The organism is Deltaproteobacteria bacterium, from assembly GCA_016213065.1.
Taxonomy (GTDB): domain Bacteria; phylum UBA10199; class UBA10199; order SPLOWO2-01-44-7; family SPLOWO2-01-44-7; genus JACRBV01.
In genome coordinates, this window is the sequence record JACRBV010000062.1 from 1 (window position 1) to 21,173 (window position 21,173).

Genomic DNA, 21,173 nt, shown 5'->3' on the forward strand with positions numbered 1-21,173 from the left:
GAATAGGGATTTTTCAACGCTTTCCGGGGAACGTGGTGAGCTCAGAATGTCCCCCGCGTTGTGTCACACAAAGTTCGTGCGTTTTGGCCACTTCATCGCAGAAGCGAACACAGCGCGTACAGACAATACAGCGTTCATCATCCAGCGTTACCAACGGTCCAAGGGGTTTGACTTTCGGTTTGTGAATTTTTTGGTCTTCTAAACGCGACGAAGATTTTGAATATTTAAAATAGTTGTCCTGAAGAACGCATTCGCCTGATTGATCGCAAATGGGGCAATCGAGGGGATGATTCACGAGGATAAATTCCAAAACTCCCCTCTGCATTTTTTTAACTTCGGGCGACTTCGTATCCACTTCCAGTCCTTCACGCACCTGTTCACGACAGGAAATCACGGGTTTATTTTGTCCCTTGATTTGCACCAAACACATCCGGCAATTGCCGGCGATGGAGAGTTTCGAGTGATAACAAAAATAGGGAATATCTATTTTATTGGCCTTAGCCGCCTGCAAAACAGTTGTTCCCTGAGGAACATCGATTTCTTTGTCATCAATTTTTATTTTAACCATGTGGGCATTTCCCTAATCTAATGTGTTCTTCAAACTCGTGACGGAATTTTTTCAAAAATCCCTGCACAGGCATTGCCATTGCATCGGCAAAAACGCAAATGGTTCTGCCGTTCACCACGTTACTGCAAACATCCTCCAGCAAATTCAAATCTCTTTCTCTTCCATTTCCCGATTCAATACGCCGGGCAATTTTGGAGATCCAACCGCTTCCCTCTCTGCAGGGAGTGCACTGTCCGCACGATTCATGCGCGTAAAATTTTGTTGTGAATTGCAAAAGACGGACCATGCAGGTTGTGTCATCCATCACATAAAAACCGCCGGAACCCAAGGATGTTCCCGCCGCGGCACACGATTCAAAATCCAGATTGGTCCGCATCGCTTCCTCGTTCGTGAGCGGCGCGAATGAAGATCCACCCGGCACAACCCCTTTCACCTTTCTGCCTTTCCAAACGCCGCCCAAATGTTCTTCCAGAAAAGTGCGAATGGGAAGCCCCATCTCCACTTCATAAACTCCGGGTTTGTTAATGTGACCCGAGGCCGACATCAGTTTGGTGCCCGCACTTTTTTCCGTCCCGATTTTTTTGAAAGCGGCGGCTCCATTATTAATAATGTAGGGAATGTTGGACAATGTTTCGACATTGTTCACAATGGTAGGACAAGCCCACGCTCCCGCAATCGCGGGAAACGGCGGTTTGATGCGCGGATAACCTCTTCCACCTTCAAGCGAAGAAAGAAGGGCGGTCTCTTCACCGCAAATATAAGCACCCGCACCGCGATGCGTAAAAATATCGAGATCAAAACCGGAGCCTAAAATATTTTTTCCGAGATAACCTTTTGCATACGCTTCTTTCAAAGCTTCTTCGAGAATTTCCCACGGACGATGGTATTCACCGCGAATATAAATAAAAGCGGTGTGAGCGCCGATGGCGAAAGAAGCGATAATCATCCCCTCAATAATCATGTGGGGATCTTTTTCGGCAATCATCCGGTCTTTAAATGTGCCGGGTTCACTCTCGTCAAAATTGTTGATGAGATAAACCGGTTTTTTATTGTCTTTGGGAATGAATCCCCACTTTATACCCGTTGCAAAACCAGCACCACCGCGACCACGAAGTCCAGAAGCCTTTACTTCTTCAATTATTTGCAGGGGTGTCATGCCAAAAACTTTCTTCAATGAAGAGTAAGCGTCATTTTTTTCGGCAACAGAAATTTTGCGTTGATCCGGCACATGCCAATTTTTAGTTAATACGTATTCCATATTTCTCCGTCATCCTGAGCGTTAGCGAAGGATGACAAACTTATTTCAACTTTTCCAATATCTCATCGATCTTTGCCTCATTTAAATCTTCGTAGTAGTCATTGTTTATTTGCATCATCGGCGCGGTACCGCAAGAACCCAGACATTCCACGGCGGAAAGATGAAACCGTTTATCCGCGGTGGACTCTCCTACATTCACGCCCAGTTTTTTCTTCAAGTATTGGACAACTCCTTCCGATCCGCGCAAACAACAACAGATGCTGTTGCAAACCTGAATGTGGTGTTTACCGATCGGTTTCATGTTGTACATGGTGTAGAAAGTGGCGGTCTCAAAAATATGGGCGGGAGTCAAATCCAGAAGCCCGGCCAGATATTCCATCGACTCCGGCGAAATCCATCCCTGTTGTTCCTGCACAAGCCAAAGAGAAGGCAAAAGCGCCGCCTTCTTTTGCGGATAGCGCTTGAGATAGCCCTCAAAACGCTGTTTGTTTTCGATTGTAAACTCAAAACTCATTTATACTCCTTCGCGAATCCAAAAATCAAAATTCAAAAATCAAAATTCAAAATTTTGAAATTTGAATTGTCATTTTGACTTTTGATTTTTGAATTTTGCATTTTCTTCATCTATCCAATTCCCCCGCTACAATATTTAATCCACCCAAAATCGCGACGGCATCCGCCACCAATGATCCCTTCATCAAATCGGGATAAGCCTGATAGATCGCGAAACAGGGGGGACGCACTTTGATCCGGTACGGTTTGTCTGAACCGTCACTCACAATATAAAATCCAAGTTCTCCATTGGCCGCTTCGGTGTAGGAATAAATTTCTCCCGCGGGCGGTTTGATGCCGTGCATGATAATTTTGAATTGCCGGATGATTCCTTCAATGGATCCATAGACTTCATGTTTTGCGGGCAGAGCCACATCGCGGCGATCAGTCATGATAGGACCTTCCGGCATTTTTTCGAGCATCTGCTCCACCATCCGCGACGATTGAATTATTTCTTCGAAGCGAACAAAGAGACGGTCATACGAATCGCCATATTTTCCAAGAGGCACATCCCAGTTGAGCTGATCGTAAAAATAATAGGGATGGGCTTTGCGAATATCATAATTTACATCGCACGCCCTGAGACACGGTCCGGTGAATCCGTAACTGATCGCATCTTCTTTCGAGATGGCGCCCACACGTTGTGTGCGATCCATAAAAATTCTGTTCTTTTTCAAAAGGCCGGTCGTGTCTTTCACCGCTTTGTAAATATCTTTCATGCACGCACTTAAAAATGTTTTGGTGTTCGGAGGAACATCGCGCATCACACCGCCCACACGCGTGTAGGTGTTTGTTAAACGGGCGCCGCACAAGGCTTCTACCCAGTCGATCAATTTTTCGCGCGGATTAAAAAGATACCAAAAGTTGGTGAGAGCACCGATGTCGACCACATTTGTTCCGATGCAAACGCAATGATCCATGATGCGCGAGAGTTCCGCGACAAGCATCCGAATCCAGATTGCCCTCTCCGGAATTTCGAGCGGCCACATTTTTTCCACCGCCATGCAGTAACCAACATTGTTCATCAACGGCGAAACATAGTTGAGACGGTCGGTGTAGGGAATTACTTGCGTGTAGTTTTTAACTTCGGACTCTTTTTCGAAACAGCGGTGAAGGTAACCAATCTCCGGTGTCGCATTAACAATGGTTTCGCCGTCGAGTTCCAAAAGCACGCGCAGTGTCCCGTGCATGGTCGGGTGCGAAGGCCCCATGTTCAAGAGCATATTATTTTCGCTCAGCGGTTTTGGAATGTCCGTTATCATAAGTTTAACAGTGCGCCGGTATTTTGTTTCTTACTATCGTACCATCGTACGATCGTACTATCGTACCAAAGTATCGGGTGTTGGAATTTTCGGTCGCTTGTTGACCGGGTAATCTTTTCTTAAGGGATACCCTTCAAATTCTTCAAACGTCAAAAGTCGTTTTAAATTGGGATGACCTTCAAACCGGATTCCAAACATGTCATAGGCTTCTCTCTCAAACCAGTTGGCCGCCTTATAAAGATTGCAGATGGAAGGAAGAGACGGATTAGATTCCGGAACGCGCACTTTCAGGCGGACACGCCCTTTGGTTGACAACGAATAAAGATTATAAACAATTTCGAAGCGCAGAGGACGTTCCGGATAATCAGCGCCGCACAAGTCCATCATGAAATTGAATTCGAGTCCTTTGGTGTCGCGCAGAAATTTGATGACATCGACAATTTTTTCTTTCGCAACAACGGCGGTTTCATTTCCCAAATAACTGGAAGTTTCCAAAATGGCGGGGCCAAAAACTTCTTTCAAACGCTCACGCGCATATTTCATGGCGCGCGTAGCTAACTAAATTAAAGATGAAAATCAAGAGGGGAAATAGGGGAAGGGGATATGGACTATGGACCATGGACTATAGACCATGACCCGTGGATTTGGGAGGAGTGATGGCGTCTTTTTTGATGCCTTGAAGACTGAACTGAAGTTTGACAACGGCGTCGATGAGTTGTTCGGGGCGCGGAGGACAACCGGGGATATAGACATCGACCGGAATAATTTCATCGATCCCCTGAACGACGGAATAGTTATCGTAAAAACCGCCGGAAGAAGCGCACGCTCCCATTGAAATAACCCATTTTGGTTCGCACATTTGTTCGTAGATTCTTTTTAAAATCGGCGCCTGTTTGTAATTGATCGTTCCCATCACCAACAGCAGATCAGCTTGGCGCGGGGAAAAGCGGACCAGCTCTGCACCAAAACGGGAAATATCAAAATGACTGGAGACCACTCCCATAAATTCAATCGCGCAACAGGCGGTTCCAAAAGGCATCGGCCAGAGACTGAATTTCCGCCCCCATTTCACCACTTCGTCGAGCTTTGTTACGATGATATCTCCAACGCTCATAAATTATTTTTCCCATTCCAGAGCGCCGCGACGCCAGACATAAACAAGTCCCAGCGCCAAGACGCCCAAAAACACAACCATCTCTACAAAAATAAAACCTCCCAAACCTGCGGATTTAAATTGTCTAAAAAGAGAGGCCCAAGGGTAGAGAAAAACTGTTTCGATATCAAAAAGAATAAAAAGAACGGCAATCAAATAAAATTTGACGGAAAAACGCTGTCTCGGAGCACCAATCGGATCAAGACCGCATTCATACGGGGTCATTTTTTCAGGAGTGGGCTTTTTCTTTCCGGCAAAAGCAGACAAAATGACAAATCCACCCGAAAGAGCGATTCCGATACCAAATAAAACAAGGAGTGGAAAATAAGAATCCATTGCGGGGGCTCCCTATCATAAGTGTCGGACACTTATAAAGGGTAAATTAAGGGTAAATTAAGGGAGTGGTGGAAAATGCTGAAATTTTCAAATTGTCATTCTGAGCCCTTCGCTTTGTCATTCTGAGCGAAGCGAATGTGTTCAGGATGACAACCATGAAAAACGCATTTTCCACCACTCCCATTAAGTGTCCGACACCTTCCCCATACACCTGACGGATTTTTGACGGCCGTCAAATTTTTGACTTTCATTTTGAGAAAATGACTTCCTTTTCACCCACCTATCAAGAATCAAAACAAGACAATGAAAAATAGATAAGTAATTTCATAGAGTTCTAATATGTTTTCTAGGGCTTAAATGGCACGAGGATTGCACTCTCACTGCACGAGAGTTTTAACTTTTTTTATGATGTTACATAAAATCACAATTAGCGTTTCTCTTTTACTCCTTATCTTGGGTTGTTCCCAAGGTGATCCGGGTTCTCCCACTAGCTCTTCAACCGAAAAAAACGAGGCCGCACCCGCTGGAGGAAAGGTTGCTCAAATTCCGGAAATTGGGGGCGAATCTGCCGTTCAAGCCCCGGAAATTGGAATCCAGTCAGCACCGCCACCGGAAGAATCGATACCATCTCCAACCCCAGCGCCGGCAATTGAAGAACAGCCCACATCAATACCCACATCACCACAACCAACAGTTGAAGATCAACCAACTCAAGCATCCGCTCCAACTTCGACCCCAACACCAGAAACAACAACCAAAGAACAGCCCGCATCAATACTGGTCCCATCATCCAATGTTAACCAACCTCCAAGTCTTGCCATGATCCTTGATGGAAAAGCCGTTGCTTCCGGCGCTTCTGTTTCTCTCCCTATCGGCGGAACAAATGAACAATTTGTTATTCAGGCAAGTGATCCGGAAAAATCTATCGAAAATGTGGCTATTGTTGAAACGAATCCAAAAATAGATCCCAATCAAATCCTCTTATCTCCCATCGGAGGAAACCAATATTTAGTTACTGTTTCCGATAAAATTGCTGTTCCAAGCGCAACAGTCACCGTGGCCGTTTCGGATAAACCGGTCAATGGAGGCGCAGTCCAGCAATCCAAGGCAACCTTCTCGGCAAATTTTGTAAAAGCCGCACCACCTCCTCCAGTCTCACACCTCACATGCCAAAATTTTCAATGTAAACCAGCTGAGGGCGCGGGCGCCAACGAGTGCGCCACGGATGCCAGCTGTGGACATTCAACTTGTCAGAACGGTCAGTGCAAACTTGTTGCCGGTGCGGGTGCCAATGAATGCGCCACAGACGCTAATTGCGGGCATTCAGCCTGCCAGAATAATCAGTGCACACGTGTGGCAGGCGCAGGAGCTGATCAATGCAAAACCAATGACGAGTGCGCTCCAAAGATTGGGAAGGCGCTCAAGTTTGATGGTTATAATGACTATGTCAATGTGAACCCCACCCCTCAACTTTCTCCGCAAGATGCCATCACGGTCATGGCATGGGTAAAAAAAGACAAACAAGACAAACCGACAGATGTAGACAATGCACACTTTGTCCGAAAAGGGAGTGAATACACACTCGACACGAGCGATAACGGCGCTATTTTGCGGTTTACCGTCAACGGACAATGGGGACTTGGATTAGCCCCTTATCCCAACGACGGGGAATGGCATCATGTTGCCGGAACTTATGATAAAAATGCGGGAAAAATAAGAACCTATATCGACGGCATACAGCTTAAAGAATCTCCCTATGCCACATCCATAACACCCTCACCACAACCACTCCGAATCGGTGCCAGAAATGATCTCTATACACAAAACATGAAGGGCTTGATTGACGAAGTCTGTATTTACAACCGCGCTCTCGCCACGGATGAAATCAAAAACATCAAACAAAGTGGGTGTACTGCAAATATGAATGGCATTGTCGGCTACTGGCCTTTTGACGAGGGAGAAGGAAATATCGTGATGGACTACTCCAATCCGGATGAAGCCTACCCCGGACAAACCGCATTTCTTCTGAATGAAAATTATGGCTCAAAGTTTGTCGTTAATCCCACAGATAAAAATGTCGGCAAAACATACAAGACATGGGACGAAATTCAGCAGGGTCTGAAAGACAATGACACGCAAACGGCAGGCCCTGTTTGGGCGGAAGGCATACTTCCGGAGAACACAAAATTCCTCGCCAAACGCCAAGCCGCTAAAGATGCAGGTTCTCAATCACCGGGTCTTTCCCTCAATGGTCTCAATGAATATCTTGTCGTGGCGCCACCCGACAAGCGTTATGTCAGCGATCTCTACACTCTCACACTGGGAAACTTCTCCGTTTGTGGATGGTTCAAGGCAAAAGATCGGATTGCAGGTGTAATCGGCAACGGCATCAACGAAGGCGGTTCTTTTGTGATGCATATTGCCGGCTACGGCATGGCTTCCAGATCACTCCGCATGCGTATTATCTATAGTGGTGGTTCAACAGAGGTCAACGCCTATCTTCCAGATAACAACTTCTGGCATTTTGGTTGTGGTGTGGTAGATGACAAAAACGTTTCCATTTATCTCGACAGTGAAATAGGGAGTTCAGCCCTGTTCAAGGGCACCAAAACAAAATTTGATGGCAATATTTTTATCGGAACCACTCGGTACCTTACCAGCGATCCCAAATACTGTTTCAATCCCCAAGACTCTAAAGACCTCTCAAAGATTGACACTGAAGGTTGTTCTGCCTTTATGAGGGGCGGCCTCAAAGACATCCAAATTTTTAAACGCGCACTTACCCCCGCCGAAATCCGGGAACAATATAATTTCAGCTTTGGAAAACCGGCCGACCCGGGAAAAGACAAAGACCTCATCGCTTATTGGAAATTCAATGAAGAAAAAGGTGTTACAAAAATCGCCGATGCTTCAACCTATCGCAATGATGCACTGTTAACGGAAGGTTCCACAGGTCCCAAATGGGGCAATGGAATCTTGGGTGGGGGAATAGAATTGGACGGAATTAATGATTTTATTGCGCTGGGAACTTCACCAACACTCAACATGGCCGACAAAAATTTTTCCATTTGCACTTGGCTCAAAACAGCAGACACAACAAAATCGATACAAGATATTTTTAGCAACAGTATGGTGTCAAACACCCCGGGCACCTATCGCTTTAGTGTCAGGGGTGGCAAAATGGGGGGCGATATAGTTTATGGCAACAGTCAAAATGCCGTCAGTAGCAATAAAATTGTAAATGATAACCAATGGCACTTTGGGTGTCAGGTTGTCGACGACGTCAATAACAACATCTATGTCGATGGCGTCTTAGAAAAATCACAAGCCTTGAGCGGAACAAAAACAAAAGTTCTTGGCTCAACAGGCGTTCCCAATAATAGACCCGTTTATATTGGATTAATTTATCCCGGATATGTTCGCGGAAACTTTGGCGGCGTTCTCGATGAATTGTCGGTTTGGGGCAAAGCCCTGAGTGCCGAAGAAATTAAGTCCCTCTATAATAATGGTAGTGGTTTGGCTGTCACATCGCAGACAGAACTACTTGGGCTGTGGCATTTGGATGAAGTACAAGGCGACTTCGTCTATGATTCATCAGACAACAGCAATCACGGTGTCCTCAAAAATGAACCGGCCATTATCCCATGAACACTACCATATGGTGCATGGCACTATATGGTAGTCGGCGCAGTTTTTATCATTGAGTTGTGCTTGATATCCCTCTATTTTGCACCGCATGGCGGATAGCAAAAATCAGTCTCTCGAAAAAACTGCGTTTTGGGTATTGCTGGGTGTTCTTTTGGTTGTCTTCTTTTGGCTCTTGAAACCTTTTTATTCCGTTTTGCTTTTGTCCCTTGTTTTGGCTTTGATCTCACAACCTCTCTTTGAATTTTTCCTGAAAATTTTCAATCAACGGCGTTATCTTTCCGCATTTTTCTGTCTTGTTCTTTTCCTTTTGTTCGCGGCATTGCCGGTTGGATTCGTTATTTCCGCCGTCGCGGAGCAAACTATCCGGGCGGCCCAAAGCCTTGGAGAACATTTCACGCTGAATCAGGGATTTCTTGCCCAAATTTTTGAGAACTGGCGGCAAACACTGGGGGTTGAAATTGATTTGTATCATTGGTTTAAAGAGTTTGTGCAAAATGCCGCACAGTATCTTTATCAATTTTCCCCGAAGGTCATTTCCAATACAGCCGGTTTTTTTCTGGGCGGCCTGCTCACCTTGATCCTCACCTACTTTTTATTGGTGGATGGTCCCAAACTTTATCACCAGATACTGGAAGTCTCCCCCCTCAAAAACACCTATGAAAAAACGTTGGCCAATGAAATCTGCGTCACACTCCGGGCGTGTATCTACGGCTATCTCCTGACGGCTCTGGTACAGGGCATTCTGGCTGGCATCGGTTTTTGGGTTATCGGCATCAAATTGGCGCTTCTCTTGGGATTGGCAACTTTTATTATGGCCTTTGTCCCCATTGTCGGAACGGGATCTGTCTGGGTCCCCGTTTTTATTTATCTGCTCGCAGGCGGACAATATGGAAAAGCAACTTTTCTGTTTATCTACGGGTTTTTCATCATCTCCGGCATCGATAATATCTTAAAACCTCTTTTGATTCAGGGAAAAACAAACATCCATCCCGTACTACTCTTTCTCGCCATCTTTGGTGGATTAAAATTGTGGGGACCCGTAGGATTGCTCGCAGGCCCCACGCTGGCCGCCGTCCTGCTCGCCACCCTAAAAATCTACAAAAAAGATTTCCAGACAAATTGATGAATATGTCACCAATTTTCGTCACAACAAAAAGAGACAAAGCACGCGCCCTAAGAGCTCAAGGACTTAGTTATGGTGAAATATTTTCCGTCATAAAAGCATCGAAAAGTTCTATCAGCATTTGGTGTAGGGACATCCAAGTCAATCCAACCCAGAAAATATTTCTCAAAAAAAGAGGTGGCGTGGCAAGCAAGCGTGGACAACACAATAAATTAAACAGAGCCAAAGAAATCGAACAAATAAAACAAAGCGCTTCTAAGGAAATTGGTCCATTAACCTCGAATGAATTTAAATTGGCAGGCCTCATGCTCTATTGGGCAGAAGGGGGAAAAACGACAAGACAGATCGATTTTACTAATTCCAATCCAAAAATAATTGTCCTTATGATGCAACGGTTTCGGAAGATATGCGAAATAGACAATTCACGTTTTCGCATTCAGTTGCATCTGCATTCAGGACAAAAAGAAGAATCTATCAAAGCATTTTGGTCTTCTTTAATGGGCATACCACTTGAGCAATCTTATAAGAGTTATATTAAAAAAGAAGGAACAGGTCATCGCAAAAATAAATTGTACTGCGGCACTGTAAAAATACGCGTTTGCAATGGAAATCTCTTGCAAAAAATACTCGGCTGGATAGAAGGAACAACACAACAGTTATGGGCTGTTAGCTCAGTTGGTAGAGCAGGTGACTCAATTAAGGGTCCTACTCATTGTGAAATGAGCATGCAAACCGGGTGAACTCAGGGAACGCTAAACTCTCTTCAAAAGAGCAGGTCAATCCTGAGCCAAGCTGAATGAAAGCGGTGGCAATGTAATTCAGAAGGTGCAGAGACTAGAGGGTGAGGAAAGCAACCAATAATCCCTCATAAGTGCCCGGCTCGCAGAGAAACTTCGGCGAGATGATATAGTCCGACACTCTGGAGAAATCTGGAGATAACAGTTGCTTAATCACCGGGTCGCAGGTTCGATCCCTGCACAGCCCACAAAAAAGGTTGGATTCGCCAATCCAACCTTTTTTATTTTCCAACATTTTTGGTTCGACCGTTTCCGATTCATGATTGACAATCCGGGGGCGGTTTGTTCTATCCGCCGTGAGTTAAATCTAAACGGAGGCACCATGTCGACAGGCGAAAAAATCGAAATTAAAAACGGAAAACTGCAGATCCCCGATAATCCCATTATTCCTTTCATCGAAGGAGATGGAATCGGAGTTGATCTTTGGCCAGCCACCCAACATGTCTTGGAGGGCGCCGTCCAAAAAGCTTATAAAGGAAAGAAAAAAATCGTCTGGAAAGAAATCCTCGCGGGAGAAAAGGCAAACAAACTCAAAGGCAACTGGCTTCCCGAAGAAACGCTCGATTCAATTCGTATATATAAGGTGACGATCAAAGGTCCCCTCACCACACCGGTGGGCGGCGGCATTCGCTCCATTAACGTGGCGCTCAGACAAGTGCTCGATCTTTACGCCTGCATCCGCCCCGTTCGTTATTTCAACGGCGTTCCTTCTCCCCTCAAAGAACCACAAAAACTTAATGTCGTGATTTTCCGCGAAAACACCGAAGATGTTTATGCGGGCATTGAATGGGCCTCAGGGACTCCAGAGGCGGAAAAATTGCGCAATTTTCTTGTCACCGAAATGAAGGCCAAGATTCGCGAAAAATCGGGAATTGGTATCAAACCGATGAGTCCCTTCGCCAGCAAACGACTGACACGCATGGCACTCAAGTATGCCATCGCCAACGACCGTAAAATAGCCACCCTCGTACACAAGGGAAATATCATGAAATACACGGAAGGCGCTTTCCGCCAGTGGGGTTATGAAGTAGCTGAAGAGGAATTTTCGGGAAGTGTCGTTACTGAAAGCGCTTTGAAAGAATTTGGCGGAAAAGTTCCCGAGGGAAAAATTTTGCTTAACGACCGCATTGCAGACGCCATCTTCCAGATGGTTTTACTCCGTCCCACTGAATACAGCGTGCTTATCACTCCCAATTTGAACGGAGACTATTTATCGGATGCTTGCGCGGCGCAGGTTGGAGGTCTTGGTATAGCTCCGGGCGCCAACGTTGGAGATGAAGCGGCCGTTTTTGAAGCCACGCACGGCACAGCACCCGTTCACGCAGGTCAAGACAAGGCAAATCCTTCTTCACTCATTTTGTCCGGCGTCATGATGCTGGAACATATGGGTTGGGATGAAGCGGCCAAACTTGTAGTTCAGGGCATTGAAAGAACACTCGAACAAAAAACAGTCACCTATGATTTGGAGCGGCAAATGACCGGCGCCAAAAAAATCAAATGTTCTGAATTCGGGGAACGCATTGTTGCAAATATGTAGAAAGGACTATGGACAGGGAATAAAGGACAAGGGACAAAGGACCATGGACTATGAACTATGGACTAAACACTTGAGAAAGTTGGTGTTGTTTTTGTTGTTGGTCCTTTGTCCATGGTCCATGGTCCATGGTCCCGCCTTCGCCCAGTCCCTCCCACCCACACAACTCAAAGGCATCGAGTGTTTTGAGAGATACAAAGTGGATGAATTTCCCACCGTTTTCAAAACGTGGCCTCTTCAAAGAGGCGATGCCAAAAAAATTTACAAAGTTCAGGAAGAAAACGGAAAAAAATATCTCGCCGCGTTTGATGACAAAGATCTTTCAAAACAAATTTTTCGTGAATTCGATTGGAATATAAAAGCCTTTCCCTATTTACGCTGGAAGTGGCGTGCCCGCGCTCTGCCAAAAGGAGCGGCGGAAAATAACGGCGCTACCAACGACAGCGCTTGCGGTGTCTATGTCCTTTTCGGAAGAACAACGGGCACGGCCCTGAAATTTACGTGGTCCACCACACTGCCGGTGGGAACTGTTTTTGAAAAGAAACCCGGTGAAATGGTGATGAAAATTCTGGATAGTGGATCAAAAAAATTGAACCAGTGGCGCGCCAACAGTATTGATGTTCCAAAAATGTACGAAGAACTTCTGAAAAAACCGCTCAAGAGAGAACCCACCGGTTTTGCCATTCTGACAGACGGAAACGCCACGCATTCCCCTGCCGCTTGTGACTACGCTGATTTTGAAATTAGTTCGGTGCCGTAGGATGCATCCTTAATCACCATCATCGCCGATAGCTTCCACGGGACAGGATTCTTTTGCCTCTTTGCACTGGGATTCTTCGTCGGGAGTTTCTGGCTGTTTGTAGACAAAGGAATAACCCCCGTCTGGATGTTGTTTAAAGTTGTTGGGAGCCGTATCCCGGCAAAGATTACAGTCGATACATTGGTGATCGACATAAAATTTCCCGGGAACATTTTCAGCGACTTTGTCTGTTTTGTTTGCCATTGCGGGGCGGGACCTTAGCGTAATCGACTAGTTTGTCAATAGTTGAGAGATTACTGATTTTGATTATTCTTTTCTCTTGTCGGCAACAGCCTGTGTGGCCGCAAAAACGCAACGAACACCGACATCGTCACTAAGAACATATGGATTTCTATCCGCTCGATAGGTGGCGCTCAAATGTTTTGGTAACGCGGAACGAAAACCACCTCCACGGATAACCTTGCCGACACCGACTTTTGGTTCCGCCGGACCTGTCGGATTCGCCATAGGAGTGGCGCCCTGATATTGCTGACCATCATACCAGTCACTTGTCCACTCCCAAAGACCGGCCAAATCATAAAGCTTCCACGCAGTAGGAGGAAAACGCCCAACCGGTGTTGTAACATCTGTACCATAGTTGGCTTCTCGGGATGTCAATATCCTCCTTGTTGTGGTGGCAAAAATAAAGGCACCATAGTCGGCAAGGGAATAAACTTTTTTTTCAGATTCAATGGGAAGTTCACTATTTTCTCCACGGGCCATTTTTTCTCTTTCAGCTTCTGTTGGCAGGCGCCCACCCAAGATATGACAAAAAACCTCCGCCTCAAAATAGCTGATGTTCACAGCGGGTTGGTCATCCGCATCAAAACCCTTTGGAGAACGTGATTGTGTAAAATCTTCGATTCTTCTTGTGACAATAGAGCAGGGGCCTTTTGTTTTTTCCGCCCAGTCTCTCAAAAATCCGGTTGAGACAACTTCAAGAGGTCCAACCGCCAGAGCTGTATTTACTTGTGTCATTTTTTTCGCGGGCTCAACACATTTGCCTTTCGCTTTTTTACTTTTGCCGCCTGAAATACATGATTCATATTTTTTTTGTTCTTCACTGGGCTCTTCACAAACTCTGATCAATTCAAATTGATCGACAGGAAAAGATAATGAAACTTGTTTACGTTCTTTATTTGTTATGGGAAATCGTTGGGCACAAAAGCGGTCAATCCAAACAACATGAGCCGGACTCTGGTCTTGCAATTCGGGATCGACCGGCGTCCCCTCCACGCCGCTCGTGTAATTTCGCCCCATCTGTGAAAAACCATCGGGGATTAAAACGGTCCCTTCTCTTTGACACTGCCACTTAGGACTTCCTTCGACTTTGGGGGCATCCGCCATCGTCACCATCCTTCTGTTCTAATCATCGGCACAAAGAGCATTTAGTTGCTTCATTACCAAAGATTTTTTTTCAACCCGTCCCTTCTTGCAAAAAAACAGCCTTCTAGCAACCATAACAATTATCAATGATTATAAATAGTTAGACACCTATTTTTGGGCATAGAGCGTTTAGGGGGCAAATTTCACATTTTGGTTTTCTGGCCTCACAAATAGCCCGGCCGTGAGAAATGAGCAAAAGTCCAAAATCGGTCCAATCTTTTTTTGGAACCATTTTCATCATCTCTTTTTCGATTTTTTCGGGGTCGGATTGTTGGGTAAGTTCCATGCGATAGGTCAAGCGTTTCACATGCGTATCCACAACAATCCCGGGAATGCCCCACGCCACTCCAAGAACCACATTCGCTGTTTTACGGCCGATGCCGGGAAGTTTCACCAACTCTTCAAGACTTTGAGGCACTTTGCCGCCATGTTTTGTTACAATCAGATGACAACAATTTTTAATCGCCTTCGCTTTATTTTTATAAAAACCGGTTGATTTAATATCCTTCTCCAATTCTGAAAGAGAAGCAGAGGCAAAAGATTTTGCGTTTGGATATTTTTTGAAGAGTGTAGGCGTCACGATGTTCACGCGCTTGTCGGTACATTGCGCTGAAAGAATGGTTGCGACCAAAAGTTGTAAAGGATTTTCATGATGCAGAGCACACTCCACATCGGGATAGGTCTTACGCAAAATCTTTAGAATTTTTTTTACACGTTCTGCTGACATTTTTTTGCAAAAACTCCGAAAACTTTTCCGGCCAACTCTTTACAACGCGGATCAAATTGAGGGATTTTCTTTTCAATCTCCACCGGATCAATTTCCCCCTTGAGTTTTTTCCACACGGGAATTTGTTTGGGTTCATGGAGCCAGTCTCTCGCCATTTTTCCCGTCACCTCCAAATGAAATTGAAAAGCCCACGCAAAATCCTGATAGCGAAAAGCTTGGGCCGGGCATAGCGGCGTTTTTGCCAGATGCGGACAGCCTTTCGGAATTTCAAAGGTGTCACGGTGCCACTGAAAAACCATTTCCTTCACGTTCATATGCATCAGCAAATCGTCTTTTTGTCCATCCAGTGTCAATTCCAGAGGATAATAACCGATTTCTCTTTTTGCATTTTCATAAACCATCCCGCCCAGCACATGGGCCATCAATTGCGAGCCGAGACAAATTCCCAGCGTTGGAATTTTCTCCTGCAATATTTTTTCGATGTATTTCATTTCCGGAAGCAAAAAAGGATATTGGTCTACTTCATCAACATCCATATATCCCCCCATAATCACGAGACCCGCCAAATCTTTCGGTTCCGGAAGCGGGGTGTGCGGCTCGCTAAGCAAAATACATTCGACGGGAAGCGGTCCCTTTCTCATCACATCAAGAAGATAGCCGGGTCTTTCTTTTTCAACATGTTCCAGAATAATAATTTTCTTTTTCATTTTCTCTTTAACCATTTCATGATTTCTGAAACTGAGCGTGTGTTTAGAACATCCTTGCTTTCAAGCCAACCTTTTCTTGCAATGCCCACTCCATATTCATAATCCTTAAGTCCACTCACACTGTGGGCGTCCGGGTTGATAATGAACATCACTTTTTTTTCTTTCGCATATAGAATATGTCGCCAGTCAATATCCAAACGAAGCGGGTTTGCATTGATTTCAATGGCCACTCCATAATCGACGCAGGCATCAATCACGGCTTTTACATCGAGAGCAAAACCCTCACGCCGCAGAAGCAGTCGTCCCGTCATGTGTCCAAGAATATGCACATATTTATTTTTGATCGCTTTGATCACCCGTTTGGTCATTTCAGCGGAGGTGAGATTAAATTTGGTGTGCACCGAAACGACAACATAATCGAAAGAACTCAAAACTTTTTCTCCCATATCCACTTCGCCGTCAGACAAAATATCGGCTTCGATTCCCTTGAAAATATACAGGCCTTTTAATTTTTTATTGAGCGCGTCGATTTCCCTGAATTGTTCTTTGACCCGTTCCGGCGTCAAACCATTGGCATATTTTGCAACAGCGCTGTGGTCGGCCACGCCAAGATATTCAAAACCCAGCGCTTTCACACCCTCCGCCATTTTTTCAATGGAGGCTGTGCCGTCACTCCACATCGAGTGACAATGAAGAAGTCCGCGAACGTCTTTTGATTCAATCAACTTTGGAAGTTTGTGTTTTTGCGCCGCTTCAATCTCTCCCATATTTTCACGGATTTCCGGCGGAATATATTCCATGTCGAGTTTTTCAAAAATTTCGTTTTCATCTTTGCACGGGATCAATTTTTCCGTTTTTCCTTTCAGATCGAAAAGACCATATTCATTCATCTTCATTTTTTTATCCTGAGCCAACGAGCGCAGAGCCACATTGTGTTCTTTGGAACCCGTGAAATGATGCAGGGCGTAGGGGAATTCTTTATCGCTCACACAGCGAAGATCGGCTTGAATGCCCAATTTCAAAAGGATCGTCGACTTTGTTTCTCCGTGTGCAATGACTTTTTCCACTTCAGGAAGTTTGACGAAAAGATCCATGACTTTTTTCGGATCCTCGGTCGCCACTACAATATCGATATCTTTAACTACCTCTTTACAACGTCTCAAACTCCCGGCAATGGAGGCCCGCTCCACCTTGGGTTGTTTCTCAAGTTTTTTTAAAATGGCTTGTGCCAAGTCATCCGCAACTGCGTACAAAAATTGCCCTGAATGTTTTTCGATTTGGGCAATTCCCTCCAAAATTTTCGATTGGGTTTTTTCACCGAAACCTGCGAGGTGGGCAACCCGCCCCTGATGACAGGCCTGCTCCAAATGAAGCATGGATGTAATACCCAGCTTCTCCCACAAAATCCGGACTTTTTTAGGCCCAACTCCCAGAATTTTGAGCAGGTCAAAAATTCCTTCGGGAACCGATTTGATGATTTTTTCGTATTCTTTTAGTTTTCCGGTTTGATGAAGTTCAATAATATGATCCGCCAGATTTTTTCCAATTCCTGGCAATTCGATAAGTTGTTTTGACTGGATGAGCGCATCCAAATCTTCAGTCAACCCCTCCAACGTGCGCGCGGCATTATAATAAGCCCGCACCTTGAACGGATTCTCCCCCTTGATTTCAAGAATCTCCGCAATCTCCACCAACACCTGTGCAATTTCGTTTTTGTTCATCATTTGGAAGAAGTCTTTTCAAACAAACTCTGCTTGCAGGCAACCATGTAATAAAACTTGCCATTTTAATCAATTTGATTAAAATGATTAATATGACTGAATCTAATCGTAATATAACAGCTTTTGAGGCAAGGACCCATTTGGGAGAGCATCTGGATTATATCCGTTATTCCAAAAAACCGATCTTCATTGAACGACATGGGAAACCAGTCGCCGCATTGATTGACATTGGTCTCTATCATCAGCTGACGGAACCAAAAGAATATCGAAATTGGATTGAGAAAGCTGTGGAACAAATCAAAACCAACTATCAGCCCCAAAAAATTATTCTCTTTGGATCTGCGGCAAGCGGGGAACTCAAAGAAGGAAGCGATATTGACCTTTTGATTATTAAGAAAACACAAAAAAGAAAACTCGATCGTGTTGATGAAGTTTTGGATTTTTTGGATGTCGCCAATCCCGTGGAACTTCACATTTACACACCCAAAGAACTTGAGAAACGTCTGGCAATGGAGGATCCTTTTATCCAACAAATTCTTAAAGAGGGAAAAATTCTTTATGAAACAAAATCATGAAAAATTGGCAGGGGAATGGATGCAAAGAGCGCGAAGTGATTTTAAATATGCAAAAGCCGGAGAAAAGGAAACGGGACAACATCACATCACCTGTTTTTTGTGTCACCAAGCGGCAGAAAAAAGTTTGAAAGGTCTTCTTGTGCTGGAAAATATCCCGCCTCCCAAAACACACCATTTGGGAATCTTGCTCGGAAAAGCATTGCCATTTTATTCCGATTTAGCCTCGATTCAAAAAGAAGTCCGGAAGTTGGATAAATTTTATATTCCTGCCCGATATCCCGACGATACTTTTTTGGAATTTACAGATGAGGATGCAAGACAGGCGTTGGAGACAGCAGAAAAATGTCTGTCTATTTGTGGTAAGGCTCTCCTTTAAGGATGGTGCAGGCGCGGTAAAGTTGTTCCATTAAAAGGACCAATGCCAATTCGTGTTGCAGTGTGAAAGAGGAGAGACTTAATGCAAAATTGGCTTTGGATTTTACCGCTTCCGGCCAACCTTCCGCGGGACCAACCAGAAATGTCATCGTTTTAACAGACCGGTTTTGTTTTTCTTCGAGCCATTTTGAAAATTGGATCGATGTAAAAGATTTTCCCCGCTCCTCCAAAATCACGACCTCTTCTTTGCTATCCCATTTTGACAAAAGATCTTCAACCGATTTGCACACCAAAAGTTCAACGGATAAATAGTGGGAGATTCTTTTTTGATATTCTTCAACCAACGCCTGAACCGGTTTTAAACTCAATTTTCCAACGGTCACAACTTTCAATTTCATGGTCCCGTAGTCCCATATTTATTTTGCCAACAAAAGGGAAAAGTGTTAGCCAATCTCATTAGTCGAAGTACTACTTCATGCCGACACAAGAATCTTTTTTACAAACAAAAAAAGGACAGATCGCCGTTGCTACAACGGTCCTGCTGACTTTCATTTCTTTTTGGCGCGCGGCCGCCATTGTCTTGAACGACATGGCCTCATCTGCCTATTACGTCGGCGGTATCGCGGAACAAGCCATTGGCAAAGCGGCCCCGTGGTTTATTTTGGGGGTTATGCTTTTTTCTTACGCCGTTCGGATGGTCTATCTCGAATCGACCCTGATGTTTATCCGCGGAGGAGTTTATACTTCGGTCAAATCAGCACTTGGAAATAATCTCGCCAAAATTGCCGTCTCTGCCCTCATGTTTGATTATGTGTTGACGGGTCCCATCAGCGGCGTTTCGGCCGGACATTATGTCATGAGTCTTATCAATAATGTGCTTGTCCATTTTGGTAAGCCACCTTTCCCCGTCGACATAGGTTCCATTTTTTTTGCGTGCAGCATAACGTGCTACTTTTGGTGGGAGAACGTTCGCGGGATTGAGGAGAGCAGTCTCAAAGCCCTTCGCATCATGCAGATTACTGCGGTAATGGTAATTATCCTGCTTATTTGGTGTAGCTACAGTCTTTTGCAAACCCAATGGACTCTTCCCCCGTTTTATATCAATTTGCAGGAACATTCACTCGGGTGGCTTAAAAATTCCAGAATCCCGTTCGACTGGACCGCCGTTGCCGTGGCAATAGGACTCGGTCATTCTTTTTTAGCCATGAGCGGACAGGAAACTTTTGCACAGGTGAGCCGTGAAATTGCCCACCCAAAACTTAAAAATCTAAAAAGAGCGGGCATTGTCATTTTTGTGTTTTGTCTGATTTTTACCACTTCTGTATCCTTTTTTGCTGTCACCATTATTCCCGATACCGTCAGGCCCCAATATTTTGAAAATCTTATTACAGGTCTTGTCCAATATTTAATGGGCCCTCCTCTTTTGAAACTTGTCTTCGAAGGTGTGGTGGTGGTGGTGGGCGCTCTCATTCTTTCTGGAGCCGCGAATACCGCGCTCATCGGTTCCAACGCGCTTTTGAATAGGGTTTCTGAAGATGGGGTTTTGCCCGATTGGTTCCGAAAACCACATCATCGCTATGGAACAAGCTACCGGATTCTCAACAGCATTGCCGTGTTGCAACTTTTCACAATTATCTTCAGTGGCGGCAACACCTATCTTTTGGGCGAAGCTTACGCCTTTGGTGTAATGTGGAGTTTCTTTTTTCAGACTCTTTCCGTCACCGTTTTACGCTACAAAAATAAAACCCCCCGCGAATGGAAAGTTCCGTTTAATTTACACATCGGAAAAATCGAAATTCCCATAGGTCTGCTCGTTATTCTTTTTTCTCTTTTTGCTATCGGTGTTGCCAACTTGTTTACCAAACAGCTCTCCACCGTCACAGGAACTATTTTTACAGTCATTCTCTTTTTTATTTTTGTCGGTTCGGAGCAATGGCGCAAAAGAAAACGTTCCGAGGAACCGGTTGGCCTTGACCCCTTCCGTCTTGTTGCAAATCCGCAAATCACTCGCGCTACCGTAGGATGCAAACCGCACAGCATTCTTGTCCCCGTCATCGAATCAAAGGACCTTTCCCATCTGAATTATGTTTTGGAACACACGGACACGCGGGGACAAGATATCATTGTCATGACAACACGCCTTTTGAAAGGACCTACCATGGTGGGGTCGGGCGATGAGGCCATCTTCACCGATCAGGAGCAGGACCTTTTCACCCGCGCGGTCAAGCTTGCAGAAAAACACGGCAAAAGTGTGCGATTGGTGGTCGCCACTTCCAATGATACTTTTTATTCGATTGCTGAAACGGCCTACCGGCTTGACTGCGAAAGCATTGTGTTCCGGGTTTCCGCGAAGTTAACTCCGACACAACAAGCCAAATTGATAAGCGAAGCATGGGACAAACTCCCCAATACGAACAAGAAAGATGTGCTCGTGAAAATCTGGCGGGATGGCCAGTACATTTTGCTCTGGCACGCGCTTCCTCCACTTCCCGATATTCCACGCGAAACAATGCGAAACATCAATTATCTTTACCGCGAACTCAACCCCGAGGGTTCTGAAACCATGTCTCGTTCGCAGATCATCGAAATCGCCGTCGACAAGTTGATGAAAGAATATCAGTCGGGAAATTTTACGTTGAAGAAATAAGAATT

22 protein-coding genes are annotated in these 21,173 nt (G+C 45.0%); 8 read left to right on the top strand and 14 right to left on the bottom strand.

What is annotated here, in order from left to right; all coding sequences use genetic code 11:
- Window positions 1-13: 13 nt before the first annotated feature.
- From HY877_03645 to HY877_03680, 8 genes are all read right to left on the bottom strand, one after another.
- On the bottom strand, window positions 14-568 hold the full coding sequence (locus tag HY877_03645; protein ID MBI5299372.1) for a (2Fe-2S)-binding protein: 555 nt from the start codon (window positions 566-568) through the stop codon (window positions 14-16).
- Complete coding sequence (gene nuoF / locus HY877_03650) at window positions 561-1,826, bottom strand: NADH-quinone oxidoreductase subunit NuoF (protein ID MBI5299373.1); 1,266 nt, start codon at window positions 1,824-1,826, stop codon at window positions 561-563. The genes HY877_03645 and nuoF overlap by 8 nt, the downstream gene beginning before the upstream one ends.
- Before the next feature lie 40 nt (window positions 1,827-1,866).
- A complete protein-coding gene (gene nuoE, locus HY877_03655; protein ID MBI5299374.1) occupies window positions 1,867-2,340 on the bottom strand; it encodes an NADH-quinone oxidoreductase subunit NuoE in 474 nt (157 codons plus the stop codon).
- A gap of 106 nt (window positions 2,341-2,446) precedes the next feature.
- Window positions 2,447-3,640 (bottom strand): NADH-quinone oxidoreductase subunit D, encoded by a 1,194-nt coding sequence (locus tag HY877_03660; GenBank protein ID MBI5299375.1) that lies wholly within the window; start codon window positions 3,638-3,640, stop codon window positions 2,447-2,449.
- Between the two features lie 57 nt (window positions 3,641-3,697).
- Complete coding sequence (locus HY877_03665; protein ID MBI5299376.1) at window positions 3,698-4,183, bottom strand: NADH-quinone oxidoreductase subunit C; 486 nt, start codon at window positions 4,181-4,183, stop codon at window positions 3,698-3,700.
- Between the two features lie 79 nt (window positions 4,184-4,262).
- Window positions 4,263-4,754 carry an NADH-quinone oxidoreductase subunit NuoB gene (gene nuoB, locus HY877_03670; GenBank protein MBI5299377.1) on the bottom strand — a complete coding sequence of 164 codons (492 nt, stop codon included), beginning with the start codon at window positions 4,752-4,754 and terminating at the stop codon, window positions 4,263-4,265.
- A gap of 3 nt (window positions 4,755-4,757) precedes the next feature.
- On the bottom strand, window positions 4,758-5,129 hold the full coding sequence (gene ndhC, locus HY877_03675) for an NADH-quinone oxidoreductase subunit A (protein MBI5299378.1): 372 nt from the start codon (window positions 5,127-5,129) through the stop codon (window positions 4,758-4,760).
- Window positions 5,130-5,616: 487 nt separating this feature from the next.
- Complete coding sequence (locus tag HY877_03680) at window positions 5,617-5,919, bottom strand: hypothetical protein (GenBank protein MBI5299379.1); 303 nt, start codon at window positions 5,917-5,919, stop codon at window positions 5,617-5,619.
- Between the two features lie 29 nt (window positions 5,920-5,948).
- On the opposite strand from HY877_03680, the gene HY877_03685 reads away from it, so the two are divergent.
- The 5 genes from HY877_03685 (at window position 5,949) to HY877_03705 (ending at window position 12,991) form a co-directional block, all read left to right on the top strand.
- Window positions 5,949-8,777 (top strand): LamG domain-containing protein, encoded by a 2,829-nt coding sequence (locus HY877_03685; protein MBI5299380.1) that lies wholly within the window; start codon window positions 5,949-5,951, stop codon window positions 8,775-8,777.
- Between the two features lie 88 nt (window positions 8,778-8,865).
- On the top strand, window positions 8,866-9,900 hold the full coding sequence (locus HY877_03690; protein MBI5299381.1) for an AI-2E family transporter: 1,035 nt from the start codon (window positions 8,866-8,868) through the stop codon (window positions 9,898-9,900).
- A 5-nt stretch (window positions 9,901-9,905) separates the two neighbouring features.
- The gene (locus HY877_03695; GenBank protein ID MBI5299382.1) at window positions 9,906-10,640 is read left to right on the top strand and encodes a hypothetical protein; all 735 of its coding nucleotides are present in this window, start codon (window positions 9,906-9,908) and stop codon (window positions 10,638-10,640) included.
- Between the two features lie 379 nt (window positions 10,641-11,019).
- Entirely contained in the window at window positions 11,020-12,234 is a 1,215-nt protein-coding gene (gene icd / locus HY877_03700; GenBank protein ID MBI5299383.1) for an isocitrate dehydrogenase (NADP(+)), read from the top strand.
- Window positions 12,235-12,277: 43 nt separating this feature from the next.
- The gene (locus HY877_03705) at window positions 12,278-12,991 is read left to right on the top strand and encodes a DUF3047 domain-containing protein (protein ID MBI5299384.1); all 714 of its coding nucleotides are present in this window, start codon (window positions 12,278-12,280) and stop codon (window positions 12,989-12,991) included.
- Between the two features lie 9 nt (window positions 12,992-13,000).
- Here the strand turns inward: HY877_03705 and HY877_03710 are convergent, their stop codons facing one another.
- The 5 genes from HY877_03710 to polX form a co-directional block, all read right to left on the bottom strand.
- Window positions 13,001-13,234 carry a ferredoxin gene (locus HY877_03710; GenBank protein ID MBI5299385.1) on the bottom strand — a complete coding sequence of 78 codons (234 nt, stop codon included), beginning with the start codon at window positions 13,232-13,234 and terminating at the stop codon, window positions 13,001-13,003.
- Between the two features lie 63 nt (window positions 13,235-13,297).
- Window positions 13,298-14,386, bottom strand: coding sequence for an SUMF1/EgtB/PvdO family nonheme iron enzyme (locus HY877_03715; GenBank protein ID MBI5299386.1), 1,089 nt, complete (start codon window positions 14,384-14,386; stop codon window positions 13,298-13,300).
- Between the two features lie 130 nt (window positions 14,387-14,516).
- Complete coding sequence (gene nth, locus HY877_03720; GenBank protein ID MBI5299387.1) at window positions 14,517-15,143, bottom strand: endonuclease III; 627 nt, start codon at window positions 15,141-15,143, stop codon at window positions 14,517-14,519.
- The gene (locus HY877_03725; GenBank protein ID MBI5299388.1) at window positions 15,125-15,850 is read right to left on the bottom strand and encodes a type 1 glutamine amidotransferase; all 726 of its coding nucleotides are present in this window, start codon (window positions 15,848-15,850) and stop codon (window positions 15,125-15,127) included. The genes nth and HY877_03725 overlap by 19 nt, the downstream gene beginning before the upstream one ends.
- Window positions 15,847-17,571 carry a DNA polymerase/3'-5' exonuclease PolX gene (gene polX, locus HY877_03730; protein MBI5299389.1) on the bottom strand — a complete coding sequence of 575 codons (1,725 nt, stop codon included), beginning with the start codon at window positions 17,569-17,571 and terminating at the stop codon, window positions 15,847-15,849. Before polX ends, HY877_03725 begins: the two co-directional genes overlap by 4 nt.
- Before the next feature lie 92 nt (window positions 17,572-17,663).
- Here polX and HY877_03735 point away from each other — a divergent pair, with 92 nt between their 5' ends.
- Together HY877_03735 and HY877_03740 are read left to right on the top strand one after the other, a co-directional pair.
- Window positions 17,664-18,146 (top strand): nucleotidyltransferase domain-containing protein, encoded by a 483-nt coding sequence (locus tag HY877_03735; protein ID MBI5299390.1) that lies wholly within the window; start codon window positions 17,664-17,666, stop codon window positions 18,144-18,146.
- Window positions 18,130-18,522, top strand: a complete 393-nt coding sequence (locus tag HY877_03740) for a HEPN domain-containing protein (protein ID MBI5299391.1) — start codon at window positions 18,130-18,132, stop codon at window positions 18,520-18,522. The genes HY877_03735 and HY877_03740 overlap by 17 nt, the downstream gene beginning before the upstream one ends.
- On the opposite strand, the gene HY877_03745 is transcribed toward HY877_03740, so the two are convergent.
- Window positions 18,497-18,919 carry a 23S rRNA (pseudouridine(1915)-N(3))-methyltransferase RlmH gene (locus tag HY877_03745; GenBank protein MBI5299392.1) on the bottom strand — a complete coding sequence of 141 codons (423 nt, stop codon included), beginning with the start codon at window positions 18,917-18,919 and terminating at the stop codon, window positions 18,497-18,499. The two genes, HY877_03740 and HY877_03745, sit on opposite strands and share 26 nt — an antisense overlap.
- Window positions 18,920-18,996: 77 nt before the next feature.
- Between HY877_03745 and HY877_03750 the strand changes: the two genes are divergently transcribed.
- Window positions 18,997-21,168, top strand: a complete 2,172-nt coding sequence (locus HY877_03750; GenBank protein ID MBI5299393.1) for an APC family permease — start codon at window positions 18,997-18,999, stop codon at window positions 21,166-21,168.
- Window positions 21,169-21,173: the final 5 nt, after the last annotated feature.